This is a genomic window from Streptomyces lasalocidi, from assembly GCF_005280215.1.
Lineage (GTDB): Bacteria > Actinomycetota > Actinomycetes > Streptomycetales > Streptomycetaceae > Streptomyces > Streptomyces longwoodensis.
Genome location: NZ_SZNQ01000001.1, coordinates 1,999,511 through 2,016,935 on the forward strand (window position 1 = coordinate 1,999,511; position 17,425 = coordinate 2,016,935).

Below are 17,425 nucleotides of genomic sequence, written 5' to 3' on the forward strand. Positions count from 1 at the left end.
AAGAGTGCCGCCCGATGACGCTCGGCCCGTCGCACGCGTAGGCGAGGAAGACGCCCATGGCCGATCCCAAGGGATTCATGACCACGCCCCGCCAGGACTGGCCCCGCCGGCCGGTCGCGGAGCGGGTGCGGGACTGGAACGAGGTCTACGTCCCCGGGGCGCTCCTCCCCGTCATCAGCGAGCAGGCCGACCGCTGCATGGACTGCGGCGTACCGTTCTGCCACGAGGCGTGCCCGCTCGGGAACCTCATCCCGGAGTGGAACGACCTGGTCGCGCGCGAGGACTGGCGGGCGGCGAGCGACCGGCTGCACGCGACGAACAACTTCCCCGAGTTCACCGGGCGGTTGTGTCCCGCGCCGTGCGAGGCGGGGTGTGTGCTGGCCATCAACCAGCCCGCCGTCACCATCAAGAACGTCGAGTGCGCCATCGCCGACCGGGCCTGGGCGGAGGGCTTCGTGCCGCCGCGGCCGCCGGACCGCCTGTCCGGGCGGACGGTGGCGGTGATCGGCTCGGGACCGACGGGGCTGGCGGCCGCGCAGCAGCTGACGCGCGCGGGGCACACCGTCGTCGTGTACGAGAAGGACGACCGGCTCGGCGGGCTGATGCGGTACGGCATCCCCGAGTTCAAGATGGAGAAGCACCACCTGGACCGGCGGATCGAGCAGATGCGGGCCGAGGGCACGAAGTTCCGTACGTCGACGACGGTCGGTCGGGACGTCGCGGCGGCCGAGCTGCGGGCGCGCCACGACGCCGTGGTGATCGCGACCGGGGCGACGGCGTGGCGGGAGCTGTCCGTGCCGGGCCGGGAGCTGGCCGGGATCCACCAGGCGATGGAGTACCTGCCGCTGGCCAACCGGGTGCGCGAGGGCGACCTGGAGGTCTCGCCGCTGTCCGCAGCGGGCCGGCACGTCGTCATCGTGGGCGGCGGCGACACCGGCGCGGACTGTCTGGGCACGGCGGTGCGCGAGGGCGCGGCCTCGGTGACCCAGCTCGACATCTACGCCCAGCCCGGCACCGCGCGCGACGACGACGCCGAGCCCTGGCCGACCTACCCGAAGCTGTACCGGCTGTCGGCCGCGCACGAGGAGGCGCGCGACCTGGGCACGGCACCCGTCGCGGACGCCGACGCACGGGTGTTCGCGGCGTCGACGCTGCGCTTCACGGGGGACGACGAGGGGCAGGTGCGGCGGCTGCACCTGGTCGAGGTGGACGCACGGCGCAGTCCGGTCGCCGGCACCGCGCGGGCGCTGCCCGCCGACCTGGTCCTGCTGGCGCTCGGGTTTTCCGGACCGGACCGGGGGGACGGGCTCGTCGACCAGCTGGGGCTGGCGATGGACCCGCGCGGGACGATCGTCCGGGACCGGGACTTCGCGACGAACGTCCCCGGGGTGTTCGCCGCCGGGGACGCCGCACGCGGGCAGTCACTGATCGTGTGGGCCCTCGCGGAGGGGCGGGCGGTGGCCGCCGCCGTCGACCGCCGGCTCACGGGCAGTTCCCGGCTGCCGGCGCCGATATCGCCGTACGACCGCCCGATGAGCGTCTGACACCCCCACAGACCGGGAGGCTCGCAGCAACCGAAGGAGACGAGAGGACAAGGGGACAAAAAGACGAGGGGACGAGGGGGACAGAGGGTCAAGAGGACAAAAGGATCAGATTTAGTGAGCCGAGCCAGGAGTGAGTGCGGAGTTCAACAAGAAAGCAGCAGGTTCAGGACAGCAGGAAGTCCGCCTCCCCTGCCTTGGCGCCCTCGATGAACGCGGTCATCTCGGCGGTGGTGTAGATCAGGGCCGGACCGTCCGGGTCGGTGGACTGCCGGACCGCGATCCGGCCGTCGGCGAGCTTCATGGCCTCCAGGCAGTTGCCGCCATTGCCACCGCTCCACGGCTTGTGCCAGCCCTCGCTGCCCAGCTCACGCGCGGGCATGCCGTTGTAGATCCGCTCGGTGCGGACCCGCTTCGGCTGGGATGTGATGCGATCCATTCACAACTCCTTGCGGAGATCCAGGAGGATCTCCTTCGTGCGATGTGCCGTAGCGGCCTGTGCCGCCATGCGGTCCATGACCTCGAGGTGGGTGGCCACCTCGGCACGCGCGTCGAGGTAGACCGCGCCGGTCAGGTACTCGCTGTAGACCATGTCCGGAAGCTCCGGCATGGCGAATCGGAAGAGCACGAAGGGTCCGTAGGTGCCCGGGTGCGGCCCGTTGGCGAACGGGGCGATCTGCAGGGTCACGTTGGGCAGCTTCGTCGCCTCGAGCAGTTTGTCGATCTGCGCGCGCATCACCTCCGGGCCGCCCACCGGGCGGCGCAGGGCCGTCTCGTCCATGACGACCCACAGCCGGGGCGCGTCCTCACGGGTGAGCAGTTGCTGGCGTTGCAGGCGCAGGGCGACGAGGCGCTCGATGTCCTCCGGCCGGGTCTGGCCGACGGCTCCGGACCTCAGCACGCCGCGGGCGTACTCCTCGGTCTGCAGCAGGCCCGGGACGAAGTGGGGCTCGTACTGGCGGATCAGGGCGGCCGCGCCCTCGAGGCTGACGTGCATCGAGAACCAGCCGGGCAGGACGTCGTGGAAGCGCTGCCACCAGCCGGGCCGGTTGGCGTCCTCGGCGAGCTGGACGAAGCCCTCGGCCTCCTCGTCGGTCACGCCGTAGGCCTTCAGCAGCAGCTGGAGGTACGGGATCTTGAGGGCGACCTCGGCCATTTCCATCCGGCGGACGGTAGCGGGCGCGACGCGCAGGATGCGGGCCGCCTCCTCGCGCTTGAGCCCGGCGCGTTCCCGCAGGTCCAGCAGGCGCCGGCCGAGGACCACCTGGCCCACGGTCGGCGCGGACCGCGGTTCGCTCACGCTCCACCTCCACGAAGAGCCCGGGCCTGCGGGGCCCGACGGCCCGGTCGGCGGCGACCGGGGACGACAAAAGAATCCTGACAGCCTTACGGCGCCATTCGAAGACCTGTTCGAAGATCGGTATGCGTGCGTACGGATCTTCGGTGATCTCAATTGGCGCCGCTCGACGTGCTGTTGCGAAGCAGTGTGCCACGGCCCCCCACCGCGTCACACAGCACTCTGCATTTTTCAGAGTGACACTTGCCAAGTGTCCACGCCGGGGCGATAGTGGCAAGCGTGATTCCGTCCCCGCCCTTAGGAACAGACGCCACCGCAGGCCGCCCGCCGGCTCTCGGTGCCGCGGGAGCAGGCCCCGACCAGGCCGCTGCCGAGCGCCGGTTCCGTTTCGAGCTGGCCGCGCACCCGGGGTCGCCCGCGCAGGCCAGGCGTCTGACCAGGGCCCGGCTGACCGGCTGGTCGGTGTGCGAGGACACCTGTGACTCGGCCGCCCTGATCGTCTCCGAGCTGGTCACCAACGCCATCGTGCACACCGCCAGCGATGTCGTCGTGTGCGAGCTGCACGACGGCGACGACCTGGTGCGCATAGCCGTGCGCGACCAGGGCTGCGCCCCCGGCGAGCCGCAGCCGTCCCCGCAGCGGGGCGAAGAGGAACACGGCCGCGGACTGCTCCTCGTCGACGCCCTCTGTCACGCCTGGGGCGCCCAGGAGCACGGTCCCGGCCTGCTGGTCTGGGCGGAGCTCCCGCGCAAGGCGGACAAGCCCCGCGACCCGTCCGAGCCGCACAACGCGGTCGACTGGGAGCCCGACGCCTCCGTCGCACCGGCGGGCCCGCACTGCGACCTCGGCTGGGGCGCCCGCCCCAAGCCCGGCGGATCCGGCGGTTCCGGCGAGGAGGACGCACCGGGGACGCACGACGCGGACGGCGAGGCCGAGCAGCGGCTGCTGGCAGCGTTCGGCGACCCGTACGACGAGACGCACGGCAGCCATCCGCACGACGGCACGCACGACGGTGGCCCCACCGGCGTGACGCATGACGCTGGTGCGTACGAGGTGACGCACGGGGAGACCCGCCGCGAGGCGCACGGCGCCGGCCCCGACGCCACGGACGCGCACGGCCACGAGCGTGCCGCGAAGCCCGCTCCCGAGCCCCGGACCGCCGGCGTCCTGCCGAGGGTCGGCCGGCAGGCGCACCGCACGGCGCACGCTTCCACCGCCGACGGTGACGCCACCGCCTGGCGCCCGCACCCCGTGGGGCGCACCCTGGGATTCCCTCCGCTCGCACGCGGCCGAGAGTGGGGGCGCGCATGACCGGAACGTTCGGCCGTGGGCCAGTGCTCAGCATGGACACGCTGGTGCGGGTCCGGCGGGAGCTGGCCGCGCCGCGGACCCCGGCCGTCGACGCCTCCCGCCGCCTGGTCCTGCCCGAGGGCATGACCGCGCCGCTGGGCTGCGACGCCGTGACCGTACCGGCCCGGTTCGGGCCGCTGATCCTGCCCCGGCTGCCGCGCGTGGGCTGCGTCTACGCCGACGCGGCTCACTGGTGGTGGCTGGTCCCGTCGGACTCGGACTACGCCTTGGAGTGGCCCGTCCCGGCGCGTTACACGACGGGCGCGCTCCTCCCCGACCTCCCGCGCGCCCCCGGCCTCATCCACCGGCCGGAGGGCGACGTCCCCTACACCCCGCCGATCCCGCTCTACCTGGCCCTGTGCCGCATCACGGGCACGACGCCGACGTGGTCGCGGCCGGTGAGCGCGTAGAAGCCAACGCCGAACGCGTAGAGGTCGACGTCGAACGCGCAGAAGCCGACGCCGAGCGCGCAGAGGTCGACGCCGAACGCGCAGAAGCCGACGCCGCCGGGCGACGCTCCCGGGTGGCCGACAGCCGTAGCCCCCAAGCGCACGGCCACACGCGTCCCCCACACGTGCGCACGCATGGGCACCCATACGGTCACTCACCCCCTGCGCACGGCCACCCGTACCCCACCCATCCCCCGCGCACGCCCCGCGCGCACCCGCTCCCCCTTCTTGCGCCCTGCCCCCGCGCCTCCGCTCCCGCGATAGTGGCCGTCCGTACGGCCATCGGCAGCCGATCGGGGGAGGCGGAGGACGGTGCGCACGCGGCGTCAGCAGCGAGACCCGGGGGAACGCGACGTCTCGGAGTCGGAGCGGCTCCTCTTCGGCGGCCCGCTCCGCTACGACATGGGCTGGAACCAGCACCGGGAAGCCTTCCTCGAGCTGAGCTTCCGCGCGCTGCTCGCCCGGCTCCCCTCCCTGCTCGCCGTGAGCCTGCGCCTGGCCCGGCGGGCCGATCCGCGCGCCACCGGGCTGGTGCTGGCCGCGGAGGTGGGCCGGGGCGTGGCCCAGGCGGTGGGCCTGCTCGCGGTCAACAGCGTGCTGCAACGGCTCATCGGCGGCGGCCCGATCGAGGACCGGCTGCGGGGTGCCGCGCCCGCCCTGGCCGTCATGGCCGCCGTGCTGCTGGTGGGCGCGGTGCTGCGGGCGGTGTCGACGTACGGCGCCGGGCGCCTGGAGCCCAAGGTCGAGCGGGTGGCGACCGAGCTGTACCTGGAGCGGGCGGCCGCGGTGGAGCTGGCCGCGATCGAGGACCACGCCTTCCACAAGCTGCTGGACACGGCCCAGTACGGCGCCTCCTCCGCCCGCCGGATGATCATGTACGGCACGCGCGTGATCAACGCGATGATCTCGCTGGTCGCCGCGGCCGGGGTGCTCACCGTGCTGCACCCGCTGCTGCTGCCGCTGCTGGTGACGATGACGCTGCCGAGCGCGTGGAGCGCGCTGACGAACGCGCGGCGCCGGTACGAGTCGTTCCACACGTGGGTGCAGCACGCGCGTGCCGGGCACCTGATCGCCGGGCTGCTCACGGAGCCGGAGGCGGCACCGGAGATCCGGGTGCACGGAGTGGGACCGTTCCTGCTGCGGCACTTCCGGGCCATGTCGGAGACGGCGGAGGCGGAGCAGGCCCGGCTGGCGCGGCTCGCGGCCCGCACCGGGCTGATCGCGGCCGTCTGGACGGGGTTGGCGACGGTGGCGACGTACGCCACGCTGGGCGGGCTGCTGCTGGGCGGGGCGATGGCGCTGGCCGTGGCCGGGACGGCGGTGATCGCGATCCGCACCGGCTCGGCGAGCCTCAACACCCTGGTGCTGGAGGTCAACGCGCTCCACGAGGAGGCGCTGTTCGTGGGCGACCTGGAGCGCCTGTACGTCGAGGCGGCCGAGCGGGCGATCCCGGTCGGCGGGCTGGCCCTGCCGGACGACCCCCGGGAGATCCGGTTCGAGAACGTCACGTTCCGCTACCGGGACGACGCAACCCGCCCCGCCCTCGACGACGTCACGCTCACCCTGCCGCTGGGCCGGATCATCGCGCTGGTCGGCGAGAACGGCTCCGGCAAGACGACGCTGGTGAAACTGCTGGCCGGGCTCTACCGGCCGGACGCGGGCCGCATCCTGTGGGACGGCGTGGACGCGGCCGAAGCCGACCGGCACCTGCTGGCCGAGCGGGTCGCGATGGTGGCCCAGGACTTCAAGCGCTGGCCGTTCACGGCGCGGGTGAACGTGGCGATCGGCCGTTCCGCCGCGCCGCTCACCGAGGAGCGGCTGGCCGGGGCGGTCGCGGAGGCGGGCGCCGGGGACGTGGTGGAGGAGCTGCCGCGCGGCCTGGACACCCTGCTGGCCCGCCACTTCAGCGGCGGCCACGAGCTGTCCGGCGGCCAGTGGCAGCGGCTCGGTATCGCGCGGGCGGCCTACCGGCGGGGGCGCATCCTGATCGTGGACGAGCCGACGGCGGCGCTGGACGCGCGGGCCGAGCTGGAGGTCTTCGACACGATCCGGGCGCTGGCCGACAACGGCCAGACGGTGGTGCTGATCACGCACCGGCTGGCGTCGGTGCGCCACGCCGACCTGGTGCACGTCCTGGACCAGGGCCGGCTGGTGGAGTCCGGCACGCCGGACGAGCTGCTGGCCTCGGGCGGGGTGTACGCGGAGCTGTACGCGCTCCAGGCGGACCAGTTCACGGCGCGGGCATCCGCTCCGGGGGCGGGCTGAGGACGGCGGTGCGGGAATGCCCCGCGGGGGCTGTCGCGCTGCGGCAGGGGGACGTCACTCGACCGGCGTCCGCCCTGCGGCAGGGGGCGTCACTCGACGGCGTCCGTCCGACGGACGATCACGAGGAAGGTGTCCGTGGCGAGGTCCATGATGACCTCGGCCGGCAGTCCCTCCAGGCGTCGCGCCTGCGCGAACTCCTCCGCGGGCCAGGAGCCTCGCGGGCCACCGGCGGGAAAGCGTTCGACCACTGTTCGACCGTTCACCATCTCGCAACCTCCAGAAAGCGTTGTGCTTGTGAGAGTTAACGCCTTCAAGAGGTCGTTGGCCTCGGCCAGTGACGCTACTGAGACATAGTTGACACCCGTTCACCACGGAACGTGAGCATCCGGTCACGAACCGAACGAGTCCGTCACCGAACGCGTCAGAAGTCGTACTCGTCGTGATAGCGGAGCTGCGCGCTGCCCGCGGGCGCACCGAACGCCGACGCGCGCCCCGCGGGCTCCTCCCACTCCTCCTGCCGGCCCAGCGCCGTCAGGTCCAGGAAGGTGGTCGTCGAGCCGAGCCCGTCCAGGCCCCGCTCGTACGTCGAGTAGGTGTGGAAGACCCGGTCGCCGTCCCGCAGGAAGCAACTGACCCCGGGCCGCTCGACGAGTTCCCCGTCCTGCTCCAGGGTCGCCTCGAAGTCACGGTTGAAGCCGGAGGCGTGCGACGAGTACCAGGGCACCGTCCAGCCCATCCTCGCCTTGAACGGCAGGAGCTTCGGGTACGGCGCCCGGGAGACGGCCGCGAAGGCGGTGTCGCGGGCCTTCAGGTGGGCCAGGTGGCCGATCTGGTCGAGGAAGGCGGAGCAGCTGCGGCAGCCCGCCTCCCACTCCGGGGCGAACATGAAGTGGTACACGACGAGTTGGCGGTGCCCCTCGAACAGGTCGGGCAGCGTGGCCTTGCCGTCGCCGCCCTCGAAGACGTACTCCTCGTCGACCTCGACCATCGGCAGCCGCCGCCGCTGTGCGTTCAGCGCGTCACGCGCGCGGGTGGCCGCCTTCTCCTTGAGCAGCAGTTCCTCGCGCGCCGCGCGCCACTGCGCGCGCGAGACGACCTCGGGGAGCGACATGGATCCTCCTCCTGTACGACGGTGCGGTCCGCAGGGGTGACCGGAGCGGGCGCCGGAACTCATCGCCGCGGCGGAAGTTCGTCGCGCGGGCCCCCTCACCTGTCGTCCGGGACGGCGACAAGGGCGACGGCGCCAGGGGGCGTCATCCCGTCGACGTACGACGGGGTGGTCACCGCGCGTGAGTCGTCACCCGCATGTCGTCCGGGAGGTGTCGCCGGAGGCGGGGCACGGGCACGCTGGCCGTAGGACGCCCTCGGGACCGGACAGCACCACGTCCTCCTGCGGCGGGACTCGGGACTCGGGAAGGGACCCCGCATGCTCCTCGGCACCTGGAACCTCGAGAACCTGTACCGGCCCGGCGGGGAGTTCGGCCCGCCCGACGAGGCCGCCTACGAGGCGAAGCTGGCCGCGCTGGCCGCCGTCGTCAGGGACCTCGCGCCGGACGTGCTCGGCGTCCAGGAGGTCGGGGAGCCGGAGGCGCTGGACGACCTGCTGCGGACGGTGGGCGGCGACTGGCACGTCGCCTTGTCGGCGCACCCCGACAGCAGGGGCATCCGGGTGGGCGTGATCAGCCGGACGGCGCTGGAGGTGGTGGCGGACACGCACGCGTTCCCGCCCGCACTGCGTCCCGTCCAGGTGGACGACGCGGGCACGACGACGGCGCAGCCGGGCCGGGGCTTCCTCGCCGTACGCACGGAGGGGCGGCAGCGGGACGGGCTGTGGCTGGGGGTCGCCCACCTGAAGTCGAAGCTCCTCACCTATCCGGGTGAGCGCTTCTTCCCCCACGACGAGGGCGAACGCGCCCGCTACGGCGCCTACGCCCTCTACCGCAGGTCCGCCGAAGCGGCGTCGCTGCGCGCGCTCGCCGACGAACTGCTGGCCGGGGACGGCCGCGAGCGGGACGTGGCGGTGGTGGGCGACCTCAACGACGAGGTACAGGCCGCGACCACCCAGATCGTCCTCGGCCCGCCCGGCTCCGAGATCGGCACCCCCGGCTACGACCACCCCGACAAGGGCGACGCGGCCCGCCTGTGGGACGTGGCCCCGCTGATCCCCGCGGACCGGCGGTACTCGCGGATCAACTCCGGCAGGCGGGAGCTGATCGACCACGTCCTGGTGAGCCACCGGCTGGTGCGCAGGGTGACGGCGGCGGACACCGGCCTGCCCGGTGACGGCGCCCTGCGGCTGCCGTCGGTGGGCACGGATCCGGGGGCGCGCAAGGGCGAGCCCGGGTCGGATCACGCGCCGGTGTGGATCCGGGTGGAGTGAGACGGAGTGCCGGCGGACGGCCTGGCGGGGTGCGAGCGCGGGACCTCGTCGCCCACGCCCTCCCCGCGGGCGGCGAGTTCGTCGAGGACGTCGGCGAGCCGTTCGGTGAGGTGCGGGGTGAGCCGGCCGGTGTCGTCGAGGTGGACGGCGCAGGCGGTGGTGGTGTCGACGAGCCGTTCGAGGAGGACGGCGACCTCGTCGGTGCCCGCGGAGTGCCGGGCGAGGGCGGGCAGTTCGGCGGCGGCGAGGGCGATGGCGGTACGGGCTTCGGCGAGCGCCCGGTACGCCTCGCGGCGCAGGGTCCAGCGGGTGGCGCGGTCGTCGGGGCCCTCATGACGGCCGGAGCCGTCGGAGCCAGCAGGACTGCCGGGGCTCCCGGCGCCGTCGAGGACATGGCGGAGGTAGGCGCCCGCCGCGTCCCCCGCGGCCGCGAGCCGGGCCCGGACCTGGCCGCCACGCCGGCCGGGCAGTGGCAGGTGTCCGGCGATCAGGACGATGAGGCAGGCCAGGAGCGTCTCGGCGATGCGGCTGACGGAGGCCTGGGGTTCGCCGCCGACCATCACCAGGGCCAGCACGAGCACGGTGACCACGGCGGTCTGCGCGGCGAAGTGCCGGGTGGCGACGGGCACCAGGGCACCGCACACGGCGACCAGGGCGACGAGCCCCCCGGGCCGCGGCAGGACGGCGGCGAAGGCGGCGAACAGGAGCGCGCCGAGCACCGTGCCGGCGGCCCGGCACAGCACGCGCGAGACGAGCGGCCCGAGGTCGGGCTTGACGAGGAAGACGGCGGTGGCGGGCATCCAGTACCAGTGCGCGTGCTGCCCGTACCAGTGGGAGTGGTGCAGCGCCTGGGCGATCCCGGCACCGGCGCCGAAGGACAGGGCGACCCGGAGGCCGTACTCGCGCCCGCCGGGGCCGAAGGCGCTGTGCAGTAGGCCGCGGACGGTACGGCGGCGGGTGTGCAGGTCCCGGTGTCCGCCGTCGCGGTCGAAGGTGTGGGCGGCGTGCAGCAGGGCGTCGTCCAGGGCGCGCAGTCCGGGCGCGTCGCGGGAGGGTGCGGGCAGCGGTCCGGTGGGCGCGTGGGCCCGTACGGCGGCGGCGAGGCGCCGGGGTCCTTCGGCGGCCCGCGCGGGAACGGGGTCCCCGGCCCAGGCGAGGGCGGTGGCGGCTTCGGCGAGGGGCAGGGCGGCGGCGTACTGCGTGTGCAGGCGCCGTTCGGCGGCGGAGGAGGCCCAGCGCCGGAGCCGGGGCCCGGTGAGGGCGTCCTGGGCGTGGTCGAGGGCGGCGGTGAGGGCGAAGCGGCGGGTACGGGCGTCGGCGGTGCCGACGGCACCGAGGAGCCGGGCGATCGCGTCGTACACGTCGGCGACGGCCGCCCGCTCGCCGTCGAACCGGAAGTCACCGGCGAGCGCGCCGGGCGTGGGCAGGGCCAGCCGCAGCGCGAGCAGCCAGGCGGCGCCGGCGAGGAGGGCGAGGGCCCGCGCCCAGCCGGGCTCGGGCAGGGGCATCCCGGCGCCGAGCGCGGCGGCCACGAGCACCTGCGTGCCGGCGGCGGAGGCGACCGGCCCGACGGCGCTGGCACACCCGGCGAGCAGACCGAGCCCGGTGAGCAGCAGGGTCAGCGCGAGGGGCGGGACCCGCTCCCCCGCGGCCGTCCCGACGACCAGCCCGACCGCCCCCGCGAGCGCGGGCACACCGAGCCGCTTGACGGAGGCCCGCCGGCTGCCGGGCCGGTCGTTGATCCCGGCGAGCATGGCCCCGATGGCGGCGAGCACCCCGAGCGCGGTACGCCCCACCGCCATCCCCGCGACCAGCACGGGCCCGGCGGCCAGCGCCCCCCGCCCGACCGCGGCCCACGGCACGGGCCCGCGCTGGGCCCGCAACGCGTGCGTGATCCAGGGCGGCAACGACAACACGGAACGCGACACATGACTCCTGTCCGAACGGGGCGGGCGAACAACACCGTCGGACTACAGCGGCCGGGCGCTCCCTCCACGGTACGGGGAGATCTTGGAGATGGTGGGGCGGTGGGGTTTCGGGGAGGTGACGGGAGGGGCGGGAGGGGGTGTGGGGGCGGTTTCTTCATGCGGGCGGCAGCGAATTCGGGTGCGGTCGGGCCCAGGGGGCCCAATGATCGGTGAGTTGACCGTCGTTCGTCCGACCTGCCGTCTGCCGTCTGCCGTCTGCCGTGGAAGTGAGCCACTCTTGATCCAGCGTGTCACCGTCCCGGGTCTCTTCCCTCCACCCCGCTACTCGCACGCGTCCGTCGTCGAGGCCGGGACCAAGCTCGCCTTCCTGGCCGGGTCGGTTCCGCTCGACGCCGACGGGGAGCTGGTCGGCGCCGGGGATCCCGTCCGGCAGGCCGAGCAGGTCATCGCCAACCTGCGCGAGCAACTGCGGGCCGTCGGCAGCGACCTGGAGCACGTGCTCGTCACCGAGGTGTACGTGGTGAGCAGTGAGACCGCCGCCCTGTCCGCCGTGTGGGACGTGGTCGTGTCGTCCGGCCTGAGCACCGGCCCGCACGCGTCGACGCTCCTCGGTGTGGCCTGCCTCGGCTATCCCGGGCAACTGGTCGAGATCACGGCCACCGCCGTCGTACCGGCGGAAGAGGGCGGTGCGGGCGCATGAGGACCGACTCCCCCGTCGTCCTCCGACGTGCCACCGCGGCCGACGCCCCCGCCGTCGCCGACGTCTACCTGCGGTCCTTCGCCGCCGCGCTGCCCACCGTCGGGCGGGGGCGCGGCATCGGCGACCGCTTCGTCTCCCTGGCCCGGCAGCGCAGTCCGCGCGGGCTGACCCTGTGGACCTTCCAGGTCAACGAGCCCGCGCACCGCTTCTACGAACGCCACGGCTTCACCGCCGTCGAGTTCACGGACGGCAGCGGCAACGAGGAGCGGGAGCCGGACGTGCGGTACGAGTGGCGCCCCTGAGCGGGCGGCACCTGGCGCACCCCACCCTGCAGCCCGTGTCGGCGTCACGGCAGCAGCCCCGCCGTGGTCGCCGCCGTCCGCAGGACCTCGCGGAGCATCTCGGGGGTGAGGCGGCCGGTGAAGGTGTTGCGCTGGCTGACGTGGAAGCAGCCGAAGAGGTCGAGCGGGGCGGCACCGTCGGACGCGGCGGCCGTCGGGGACTCCGCCGGGGCCAGCGTGACCCGGACCCCGTGGGCGAAGGCCGGGCGGGGCCTCGGCACGGTCCAGCCCGCCTCGGCGAACGCCGGCAGCGCGGCCTGCCAGCCGAACGCGCCCAGCACGACGACCGCCCGCACGGTCGGCCGCAGCAGTCGAAGCTCCTGCACCAGCCAGGCGCGGCAGGTGTCCCGTTCCGTAGGCGTCGGCTTGTTCTCGGGCGGCGCGCAGTGCACCGGTGAGGTGATCCGGACGCCGTACAGCTCCAGTCCGTCGTCCACGGTGACCGCCTCAGGCTGGGAGGCGAGCCCCACGTCGTACAGCGCCCGGTACAGCGCGTCGCCCGAGCGGTCGCCGGTGAACATCCGGCCCGTGCGGTTGCCGCCGTGCGCGGCCGGGGCGAGCCCCAGGATCAGCAGCCGGGCGTCGGCCGGCCCGAAGCCCGGCACCGGGCGCCCCCAGTACGTCCAGTCCGCGAAGGCGGCCCGCTTGACCCGGGCGACCTCCTCCCGCCAGGCGACCAGCCGGGGGCACGCGCGGCAACCGGCGATGCGGTGGTCGAGGTCGGTGAGACCGGCGGGGCTGTGGGTGCTCATGCCCCCACGGTAGGCCGGGAGCGGAAACCGTTCCGGGTCGCGTGGGTCGAGCGGTTATCGTCGGGTGCATGGTTGCTGAGGGTGCGGAGCAGGAGACGACGGGCACGGCCGGCGGCACGTCCGCCGAGCGTCCGCCCGCCGCTGCGGAGGGCTCGGCGCCGGACCCGAAGACCGCCGCCGCGGTGGCCGCCGCCGAGGCGGCCGGACCGGCGGCCGGTGAGTCCGTGCGCATCGACAGCTGGATCTGGTCGGTCCGGCTGGTCAAGACCCGTTCCCAGGGCGCCACCGCCTGCCGGGGCGGGCACGTCCGGGTGAACGGGGAGCGGGTGAAGCCCGCCTACTCCGTCCGTATCGGCGACGAGGTGCGGGTCCGCCAGGAGTACCGGGAGCGGGTCGTGATCGTCACCCGTCTCATCCGCAAGCGGGTCGGTCCGCCGGTCGCCGCGCAGTGCTACATCGACAACAGCCCGCCGCCCCCGCCCCGCGAGGCGATCGCCCCGGCCGGCATCCGGGACCGCGGCGCGGGCCGTCCCACCAAGCGCGACCGCCGCGAGATGGAACGGCTGCGGGCCCTGCGCGGCCTGAGCGGCACGCCGGGGGCCGTCCCCGGCAAGGGCCCCGGTCAGGGCTCCGGCCCTGGTCGCCCAGGTTCGCGCTGACCTTCACTGACCCCACGCTGACGGAACCGACCGGCCGGATCCCGCGATGGCCCGCGCCGCTCACTTCCCGCCACGGACCAGCCGCAGTAGCTCGGCGTTGCGGTCACGCCGCGCCCAGGCGATCAGCGCCAGCGGGACGATCAGGACGAGGGGCGTGGCCGCGTTCTCCCCGCCGAAGGCCGTGAGCTGGACGACGAACGCGCCCACCATCAGCCCGCTGAGGGCGATCGCCGCGACCGACTGGAGCACCGGCACCAGCAGCGCGACGGCGCCGGCCAGTTCGAGGACGCCGATGGTGTACATCCCCGCCGTCCCCCAGCCCAGCTTGTCGAAGGACTCGACGGCCGTCGGGTGGGCGATCAGCTTCGGCAGCGCGCTCGCGACCGCGTAGAACAGGGCGAGCAGCACCTGGAGCCCGCGCAGCGCCATCCGGGCACGACGGCGTCGGGCGGTCACGGTCACCGGCCCGGCGACGGCGGGGCCGGACCCGGCCGGCTGCGCGAGGGAGGCGGTGGAGGCGGCGCCGGCGACGGGAGCGGTGGTCTCGGACATGAGGGTCTCCTGGGGGAAGCGGTCCATCGTGCTGTCACCGGATAGACCCCGCCCGTGTCCCTAACTCATCGGCACCGCCCGCACCCAGATCCGGTCCTCGGTCAGGTAGCGGTCGACTCTCAACCCCTCCTCCTCCAGCGCCCGTTCGAACTGTTCCCGGGTCAGGGGCCGGGAGAGGAACGTCTGGGTCCAGACCGCGTCCGGGAACGCGTACTCGGCGTGCACCGAGTGCACCCCGTCGCCGACCGGGTCGGCCGACAGGATCCGTACCGTGAAGCCGCTGGGATCGACGCGTTCCCGCGGCAGGCCGGTGTGGTAGTCCTCCCCCTCGCGCTGGATGAGGACGCAGCCGCCCGGCGCCAGGTGCCGGACGCAGGTGCGCAGCATGCCCCGGCGGACGTCCTCGTCGCCCGCGTGGACGAGGAACGACCCGAGCATCACCACGTCGAACGTCTCGCTGCCCAGGTCGAGGGTCTCGATCGGGCTGCATATCGTGCGCGCCCCCCGGACGCGCTCCAGCATCTGCGGCGACTCGTCTACCGCCGTGACCGTGAACCCGCGCTCCAGCAGGGCGTGGGTCACCCGGCCCACCCCGCTGCCCAGTTCCAGGATGTGCGCGCCCGCGGGCACCGCCGCCGCGACGATGTCCGGCTCACCGCCCACGGGCAGCCGTGAGTAGAGCTCGACCGCGCAGCCGTCGGGCGTGATCGCGCCGGGGCCCGTGCCTTCGTATCCGTCTCGCAGTTCCGGTGTCATGCCCGTCCAACGGCCGGTCCCCGCCCGGCCGTTCCTCCCTCACGCCGGTTCACCCGTTCGAGTCCCCTCCCATCCCCTTCCACGCGAACCAGCCGTGTCCCACGTACCAGTGCCCTCCGTCCCGGAGGTGGTCCACGAGCGCCCTTTCCAGTCGCGTCCGGCGCGGCAGCCGGTCCAGGGGGACGTCCGTGGTGCCGAAGACGTATCGCACCGGAGCCATGTCGTCCGGCTCCTCGGGCAGGTGGCTCAGGCGGAAGCGCTCCTGGAAACGGACGATGTGCGAGTCCGGCGGCAGGTACCGCTTCAGCTGCGGGTCGAGCAGCCAGGAACCGCAGGTCGCCACCGCGTACGGCTCGCGCGGGAAGTGGCGGGCGAAGAAGGCGCGGGCCAGTGCGACGGACCGGTCGCAGGCCTCCGGGGTCAGGGGTCCCAGGAAGTCCGGCACGTGCACACCGAGTGCCGGGTCGCCCGGGCCGGCCGGCAGGCCCGCCGCCGCGACGGCGTCGCCGGTCCAGCTGCCGAGCCGGGTCCGCTGGAACTGGAGCCGGCCCAGTTGGTAGAGCTCGCCGTGGAAGTGCAGGTGGAGCCACCGCGGTTTCAGCAGCCCGCCGGTGCCGTGCCGACGGTGGTGCTTGGCCACGCCCCGGCCCACGTCGGCGAGGGTGTGGCGGCTGATCTCCTCGGGGACGCCCAGCTCGCGGTGGTACGCGCGCACGTGCGGGAGGGCCGCGGCGAAGACGTACAGCGGGAAGTGGCGCGCCGTGGCTTCGCAGCTCCCCGGGTAGGCCGGCAGGTCGACCGGTGCGCGGACCTCGCCCATGTCCTGCACGAGCAGCGCCACGGACCGCTCCAGGCAGGCCAGCGCCCGCGGGTCGTCCGTCACCCGGCGGCCGAGCCGGACCGCCGTGTCGATGTCCTCGTGCGGCACCGCGAGGTCGAGGAGCGCCCCGGCCAGCTCGTCGGGCTCCGGCAGCACGTGCGACCCCTTCCGCCGGTGGGTACGTGTCTCAGTGAGGAGTGGAGCACCTGATGCGTACGGGCAGTGAACCGAGGACGGCGCGCAGTGCGCTGCGGGCGCGGTTCTGGCTGTGCTTGTGGGGGCTCGCCTGGTCGGTCTTCGGCACGGCGGCGTTCGCGCTGGCCGGGCGTCCGGGCTGGGCGGCCGCGTGCGGGGTGCTGTGGCTGGTGATCACGGTGGACCTGACGCGCGTGCTGCGGCACATCCGGCAGGGCCCGCACTACCAGCCCGGCCCGGACGTCCCGCCGTACCGCCCGCCTGAGCAGCGTCCGCGCTGACGGCCCCCGGTGCCGCGCCCAGGGGGCCGCGAGCCGCGATCTGAAGGGCGGCACTCCCGGCGCCCCGGCGCCGCCCTCGCCTCACGTGTCGAAGCGGGCGGCCTTCAAGTAGCGCGGGTTGGGGTCCAGCGCGGCGGCCAGGCGGAAGTGGCGCTTGGCCTGGTCGTCGCGGCCCTGCCGCTCGTAGGTGCGGCCGAGGGCGTAGTGGGCGTAGGCGTTGTCCGGCTCGCGCTCCAGGACGACCGTGAACTCCAGCTCGGCGGGTCGCAGTTGCGCGGCGGCGAAGAACGCACGCGCGCGCAGCAGCCGGGCGGCGGTGTTCTCGGGGTGGGCGGCGATGACCCCGTCGAGCAGCTTCACCGCGCCCCGCGGGTCCCGCGCGGCGAGCAGTTGCTCGGCGGCACGGAAGTCGATGACGTGCGTCTCCGGAGTGCGTCCGGTCGAACCGCTGATGTCGGGCACGGCGAATTCCTTCCCTCGCAGAGGAGGTTCAACGCCCGGTCCGAGTACCCCTATTCCCCGGCCTGCCCGGCTTCCCCGGCGGTCCCCCGCGCGCCCCGCGCCCGGCGGACCAGGTCCGCCCACACCTCGCGCACGCGTCGGTGCAGGTCCGGAAGCGGTACGTCGTTGTCGACCACGATGTCCGCGATCGCGCGGCGCTGCTCGCGGGTCGCCTGCGCGGCCATCCGCGCGCGCGCGTCCTCCTCGCTCATGCCGCGCAGCCGGACCAACCGGTCGAGCTGGGTCTCGGGGCGCGCGTCGACGACGACCACGAGGTCGTAGAGCGGGGCCAGGCCGTTCTCCGTGAGGAGCGGGACGTCGTGCACGACGACGGCGTCCTCGGGGGCACCCTCCTCCAGCGCGCGGGAGCGGGCGCCGACCAGGGGGTGGACGATCGAGTTGAGCAGCGCCAGCTTCTCCGGGTCGGCGAAGACGACGGAGCCCAGCTTGGGGCGGTCCAGACGGCCCTCCGCGGTCAGCACGTCCTCGCCGAACGCCTCGACGACGGCCGCGAGGCCGGGCGTGCCGGGCTCGACGACCTCGCGCGCGATGCGGTCCGCGTCGATGAGCACGGCACCGCACTCCACCAGCAGCCGCGACACCTCGCTCTTGCCGGCGCCGATCCCGCCGGTCAGGCCCACCTTCAGCATGACCGGAA

19 protein-coding genes and 1 pseudogene are annotated in these 17,425 nt (G+C 74.2%); 9 read left to right on the forward strand and 11 right to left on the reverse strand.

What is annotated here, in order from left to right:
- The first annotated feature begins 56 nt into the window (after positions 1–56).
- Positions 57–1,544 carry a glutamate synthase subunit beta gene (locus E4U91_RS08950; RefSeq protein WP_137306349.1) on the forward strand — a complete coding sequence of 496 codons (1,488 nt, stop codon included), beginning with the start codon at positions 57–59 and terminating at the stop codon, positions 1,542–1,544.
- Between the two features lie 163 nt (positions 1,545–1,707).
- Here E4U91_RS08950 and E4U91_RS08955 read toward each other — a convergent pair whose 3' ends face one another.
- Together E4U91_RS08955 and E4U91_RS08960 are read right to left on the reverse strand one after the other, a co-directional pair.
- On the reverse strand, positions 1,708–1,980 hold the full coding sequence (locus E4U91_RS08955; protein ID WP_137306350.1) for a DUF397 domain-containing protein: 273 nt from the start codon (positions 1,978–1,980) through the stop codon (positions 1,708–1,710).
- Positions 1,981–2,841, reverse strand: coding sequence for a helix-turn-helix domain-containing protein (locus tag E4U91_RS08960; protein WP_137306351.1), 861 nt, complete (start codon positions 2,839–2,841; stop codon positions 1,981–1,983). It abuts the gene before it with no gap.
- A 240-nt stretch (positions 2,842–3,081) separates the two neighbouring features.
- Between E4U91_RS08960 and E4U91_RS08965 the strand changes: the two are divergent.
- The 3 genes and pseudogenes from E4U91_RS08965 to E4U91_RS08975 form a co-directional block, all read left to right on the forward strand.
- Positions 3,082–3,780 (forward strand): annotated as a pseudogene (locus E4U91_RS08965) (ATP-binding protein); the annotation flags it as partial.
- 365 nt (positions 3,781–4,145) lie between these two features.
- Positions 4,146–4,598 (forward strand): hypothetical protein, encoded by a 453-nt coding sequence (locus E4U91_RS08970; protein WP_137306352.1) that lies wholly within the window; start codon positions 4,146–4,148, stop codon positions 4,596–4,598.
- 441 nt (positions 4,599–5,039) lie between these two features.
- Positions 5,040–6,902 carry an ABC transporter ATP-binding protein gene (locus E4U91_RS08975; protein WP_174867919.1) on the forward strand — a complete coding sequence of 621 codons (1,863 nt, stop codon included), beginning with the start codon at positions 5,040–5,042 and terminating at the stop codon, positions 6,900–6,902.
- 89 nt (positions 6,903–6,991) lie between these two features.
- Here the strand turns inward: E4U91_RS08975 and E4U91_RS08980 are convergent, their stop codons facing one another.
- A complete protein-coding gene (locus E4U91_RS08980; RefSeq protein WP_168218026.1) occupies positions 6,992–7,150 on the reverse strand; it encodes a hypothetical protein in 159 nt (52 codons plus the stop codon).
- A gap of 173 nt (positions 7,151–7,323) precedes the next feature.
- Positions 7,324–8,013: a DUF899 domain-containing protein gene (locus tag E4U91_RS08985; protein WP_137306354.1), complete on the reverse strand. Its 690-nt coding sequence runs from the start codon at positions 8,011–8,013 to the stop codon at positions 7,324–7,326.
- A gap of 315 nt (positions 8,014–8,328) precedes the next feature.
- Here E4U91_RS08985 and E4U91_RS08990 point away from each other — a divergent pair, with 315 nt between their 5' ends.
- On the forward strand, positions 8,329–9,282 hold the full coding sequence (locus tag E4U91_RS08990; RefSeq protein ID WP_137306355.1) for an endonuclease/exonuclease/phosphatase family protein: 954 nt from the start codon (positions 8,329–8,331) through the stop codon (positions 9,280–9,282).
- On the opposite strand, the gene E4U91_RS08995 is transcribed toward E4U91_RS08990, so the two are convergent.
- Positions 9,252–11,210 carry an FUSC family protein gene (locus tag E4U91_RS08995; protein WP_137306356.1) on the reverse strand — a complete coding sequence of 653 codons (1,959 nt, stop codon included), beginning with the start codon at positions 11,208–11,210 and terminating at the stop codon, positions 9,252–9,254. The genes E4U91_RS08990 and E4U91_RS08995 overlap by 31 nt on opposite strands.
- A 277-nt stretch (positions 11,211–11,487) precedes the next feature.
- Between E4U91_RS08995 and E4U91_RS09000 the strand changes: the two genes are divergently transcribed.
- Together E4U91_RS09000 and E4U91_RS09005 are read left to right on the forward strand one after the other, a co-directional pair.
- Positions 11,488–11,910, forward strand: coding sequence for a RidA family protein (locus E4U91_RS09000; RefSeq protein WP_137306357.1), 423 nt, complete (start codon positions 11,488–11,490; stop codon positions 11,908–11,910).
- Complete coding sequence (locus E4U91_RS09005) at positions 11,907–12,212, forward strand: GNAT family N-acetyltransferase (protein WP_137306358.1); 306 nt, start codon at positions 11,907–11,909, stop codon at positions 12,210–12,212. The genes E4U91_RS09000 and E4U91_RS09005 overlap by 4 nt, the downstream gene beginning before the upstream one ends.
- 44 nt (positions 12,213–12,256) lie before the next feature.
- On the opposite strand, the gene E4U91_RS09010 is transcribed toward E4U91_RS09005, so the two are convergent.
- Complete coding sequence (locus E4U91_RS09010) at positions 12,257–13,003, reverse strand: uracil-DNA glycosylase (RefSeq protein ID WP_137306359.1); 747 nt, start codon at positions 13,001–13,003, stop codon at positions 12,257–12,259.
- 68 nt (positions 13,004–13,071) lie between these two features.
- Here E4U91_RS09010 and E4U91_RS09015 point away from each other — a divergent pair, with 68 nt between their 5' ends.
- Positions 13,072–13,662: an RNA-binding S4 domain-containing protein gene (locus E4U91_RS09015; RefSeq protein WP_137306360.1), complete on the forward strand. Its 591-nt coding sequence runs from the start codon at positions 13,072–13,074 to the stop codon at positions 13,660–13,662.
- 60 nt (positions 13,663–13,722) lie between these two features.
- Here E4U91_RS09015 and E4U91_RS09020 read toward each other — a convergent pair whose 3' ends face one another.
- From E4U91_RS09020 to E4U91_RS09030, 3 genes are read right to left on the reverse strand one after another with little or no spacing between them, the layout of a single operon-like run.
- A complete protein-coding gene (locus tag E4U91_RS09020; RefSeq protein ID WP_137306361.1) occupies positions 13,723–14,214 on the reverse strand; it encodes a DoxX family protein in 492 nt (163 codons plus the stop codon).
- 60 nt (positions 14,215–14,274) lie between these two features.
- Positions 14,275–14,970: a class I SAM-dependent methyltransferase gene (locus E4U91_RS09025; protein WP_137306362.1), complete on the reverse strand. Its 696-nt coding sequence runs from the start codon at positions 14,968–14,970 to the stop codon at positions 14,275–14,277.
- 49 nt (positions 14,971–15,019) lie between these two features.
- Positions 15,020–15,946 (reverse strand): acyltransferase domain-containing protein, encoded by a 927-nt coding sequence (locus E4U91_RS09030; protein ID WP_137306363.1) that lies wholly within the window; start codon positions 15,944–15,946, stop codon positions 15,020–15,022.
- Between the two features lie 53 nt (positions 15,947–15,999).
- Between E4U91_RS09030 and E4U91_RS09035 the strand changes: the two genes are divergently transcribed.
- Positions 16,000–16,266: a DUF6343 family protein gene (locus tag E4U91_RS09035; protein ID WP_174867778.1), complete on the forward strand. Its 267-nt coding sequence runs from the start codon at positions 16,000–16,002 to the stop codon at positions 16,264–16,266.
- Between the two features lie 81 nt (positions 16,267–16,347).
- Here the strand turns inward: E4U91_RS09035 and E4U91_RS09040 are convergent, their stop codons facing one another.
- Both E4U91_RS09040 and coaE read right to left on the reverse strand, forming a co-directional pair.
- Positions 16,348–16,728 carry a tetratricopeptide repeat protein gene (locus tag E4U91_RS09040; protein ID WP_137306365.1) on the reverse strand — a complete coding sequence of 127 codons (381 nt, stop codon included), beginning with the start codon at positions 16,726–16,728 and terminating at the stop codon, positions 16,348–16,350.
- 50 nt (positions 16,729–16,778) lie between these two features.
- Complete coding sequence (gene coaE, locus E4U91_RS09045) at positions 16,779–17,417, reverse strand: dephospho-CoA kinase (protein ID WP_137306366.1); 639 nt, start codon at positions 17,415–17,417, stop codon at positions 16,779–16,781.
- Positions 17,418–17,425 lie beyond the last annotated feature (8 nt).

Coding starts and splice junctions, on each gene's coding strand:
- E4U91_RS08990 (WP_137306355.1), top strand. CDS start 8,329: ATGCTCCTCGGCACCTGGAACCTCGAGAACCTGTACCGGCCCGGCGGG.
- E4U91_RS09025 (WP_137306362.1), bottom strand. CDS start 14,970: ATGACACCGGAACTGCGAGACGGATACGAAGGCACGGGCCCCGGCGCG.
- E4U91_RS09010 (WP_137306359.1), bottom strand. CDS start 13,003: ATGAGCACCCACAGCCCCGCCGGTCTCACCGACCTCGACCACCGCATC.
- E4U91_RS09020 (WP_137306361.1), bottom strand. CDS start 14,214: ATGTCCGAGACCACCGCTCCCGTCGCCGGCGCCGCCTCCACCGCCTCC.
- E4U91_RS08975 (WP_174867919.1), top strand. CDS start 5,040: ATGGGCTGGAACCAGCACCGGGAAGCCTTCCTCGAGCTGAGCTTCCGC.
- E4U91_RS09015 (WP_137306360.1), top strand. CDS start 13,072: ATGGTTGCTGAGGGTGCGGAGCAGGAGACGACGGGCACGGCCGGCGGC.
- E4U91_RS08970 (WP_137306352.1), top strand. CDS start 4,146: ATGACCGGAACGTTCGGCCGTGGGCCAGTGCTCAGCATGGACACGCTG.
- E4U91_RS09005 (WP_137306358.1), top strand. CDS start 11,907: ATGAGGACCGACTCCCCCGTCGTCCTCCGACGTGCCACCGCGGCCGAC.
- E4U91_RS08955 (WP_137306350.1), bottom strand. CDS start 1,980: ATGGATCGCATCACATCCCAGCCGAAGCGGGTCCGCACCGAGCGGATC.
- E4U91_RS08985 (WP_137306354.1), bottom strand. CDS start 8,013: ATGTCGCTCCCCGAGGTCGTCTCGCGCGCGCAGTGGCGCGCGGCGCGC.
- E4U91_RS09035 (WP_174867778.1), top strand. CDS start 16,000: ATGCGTACGGGCAGTGAACCGAGGACGGCGCGCAGTGCGCTGCGGGCG.
- coaE (WP_137306366.1), bottom strand. CDS start 17,417: ATGCTGAAGGTGGGCCTGACCGGCGGGATCGGCGCCGGCAAGAGCGAG.
- E4U91_RS08950 (WP_137306349.1), top strand. CDS start 57: ATGGCCGATCCCAAGGGATTCATGACCACGCCCCGCCAGGACTGGCCC.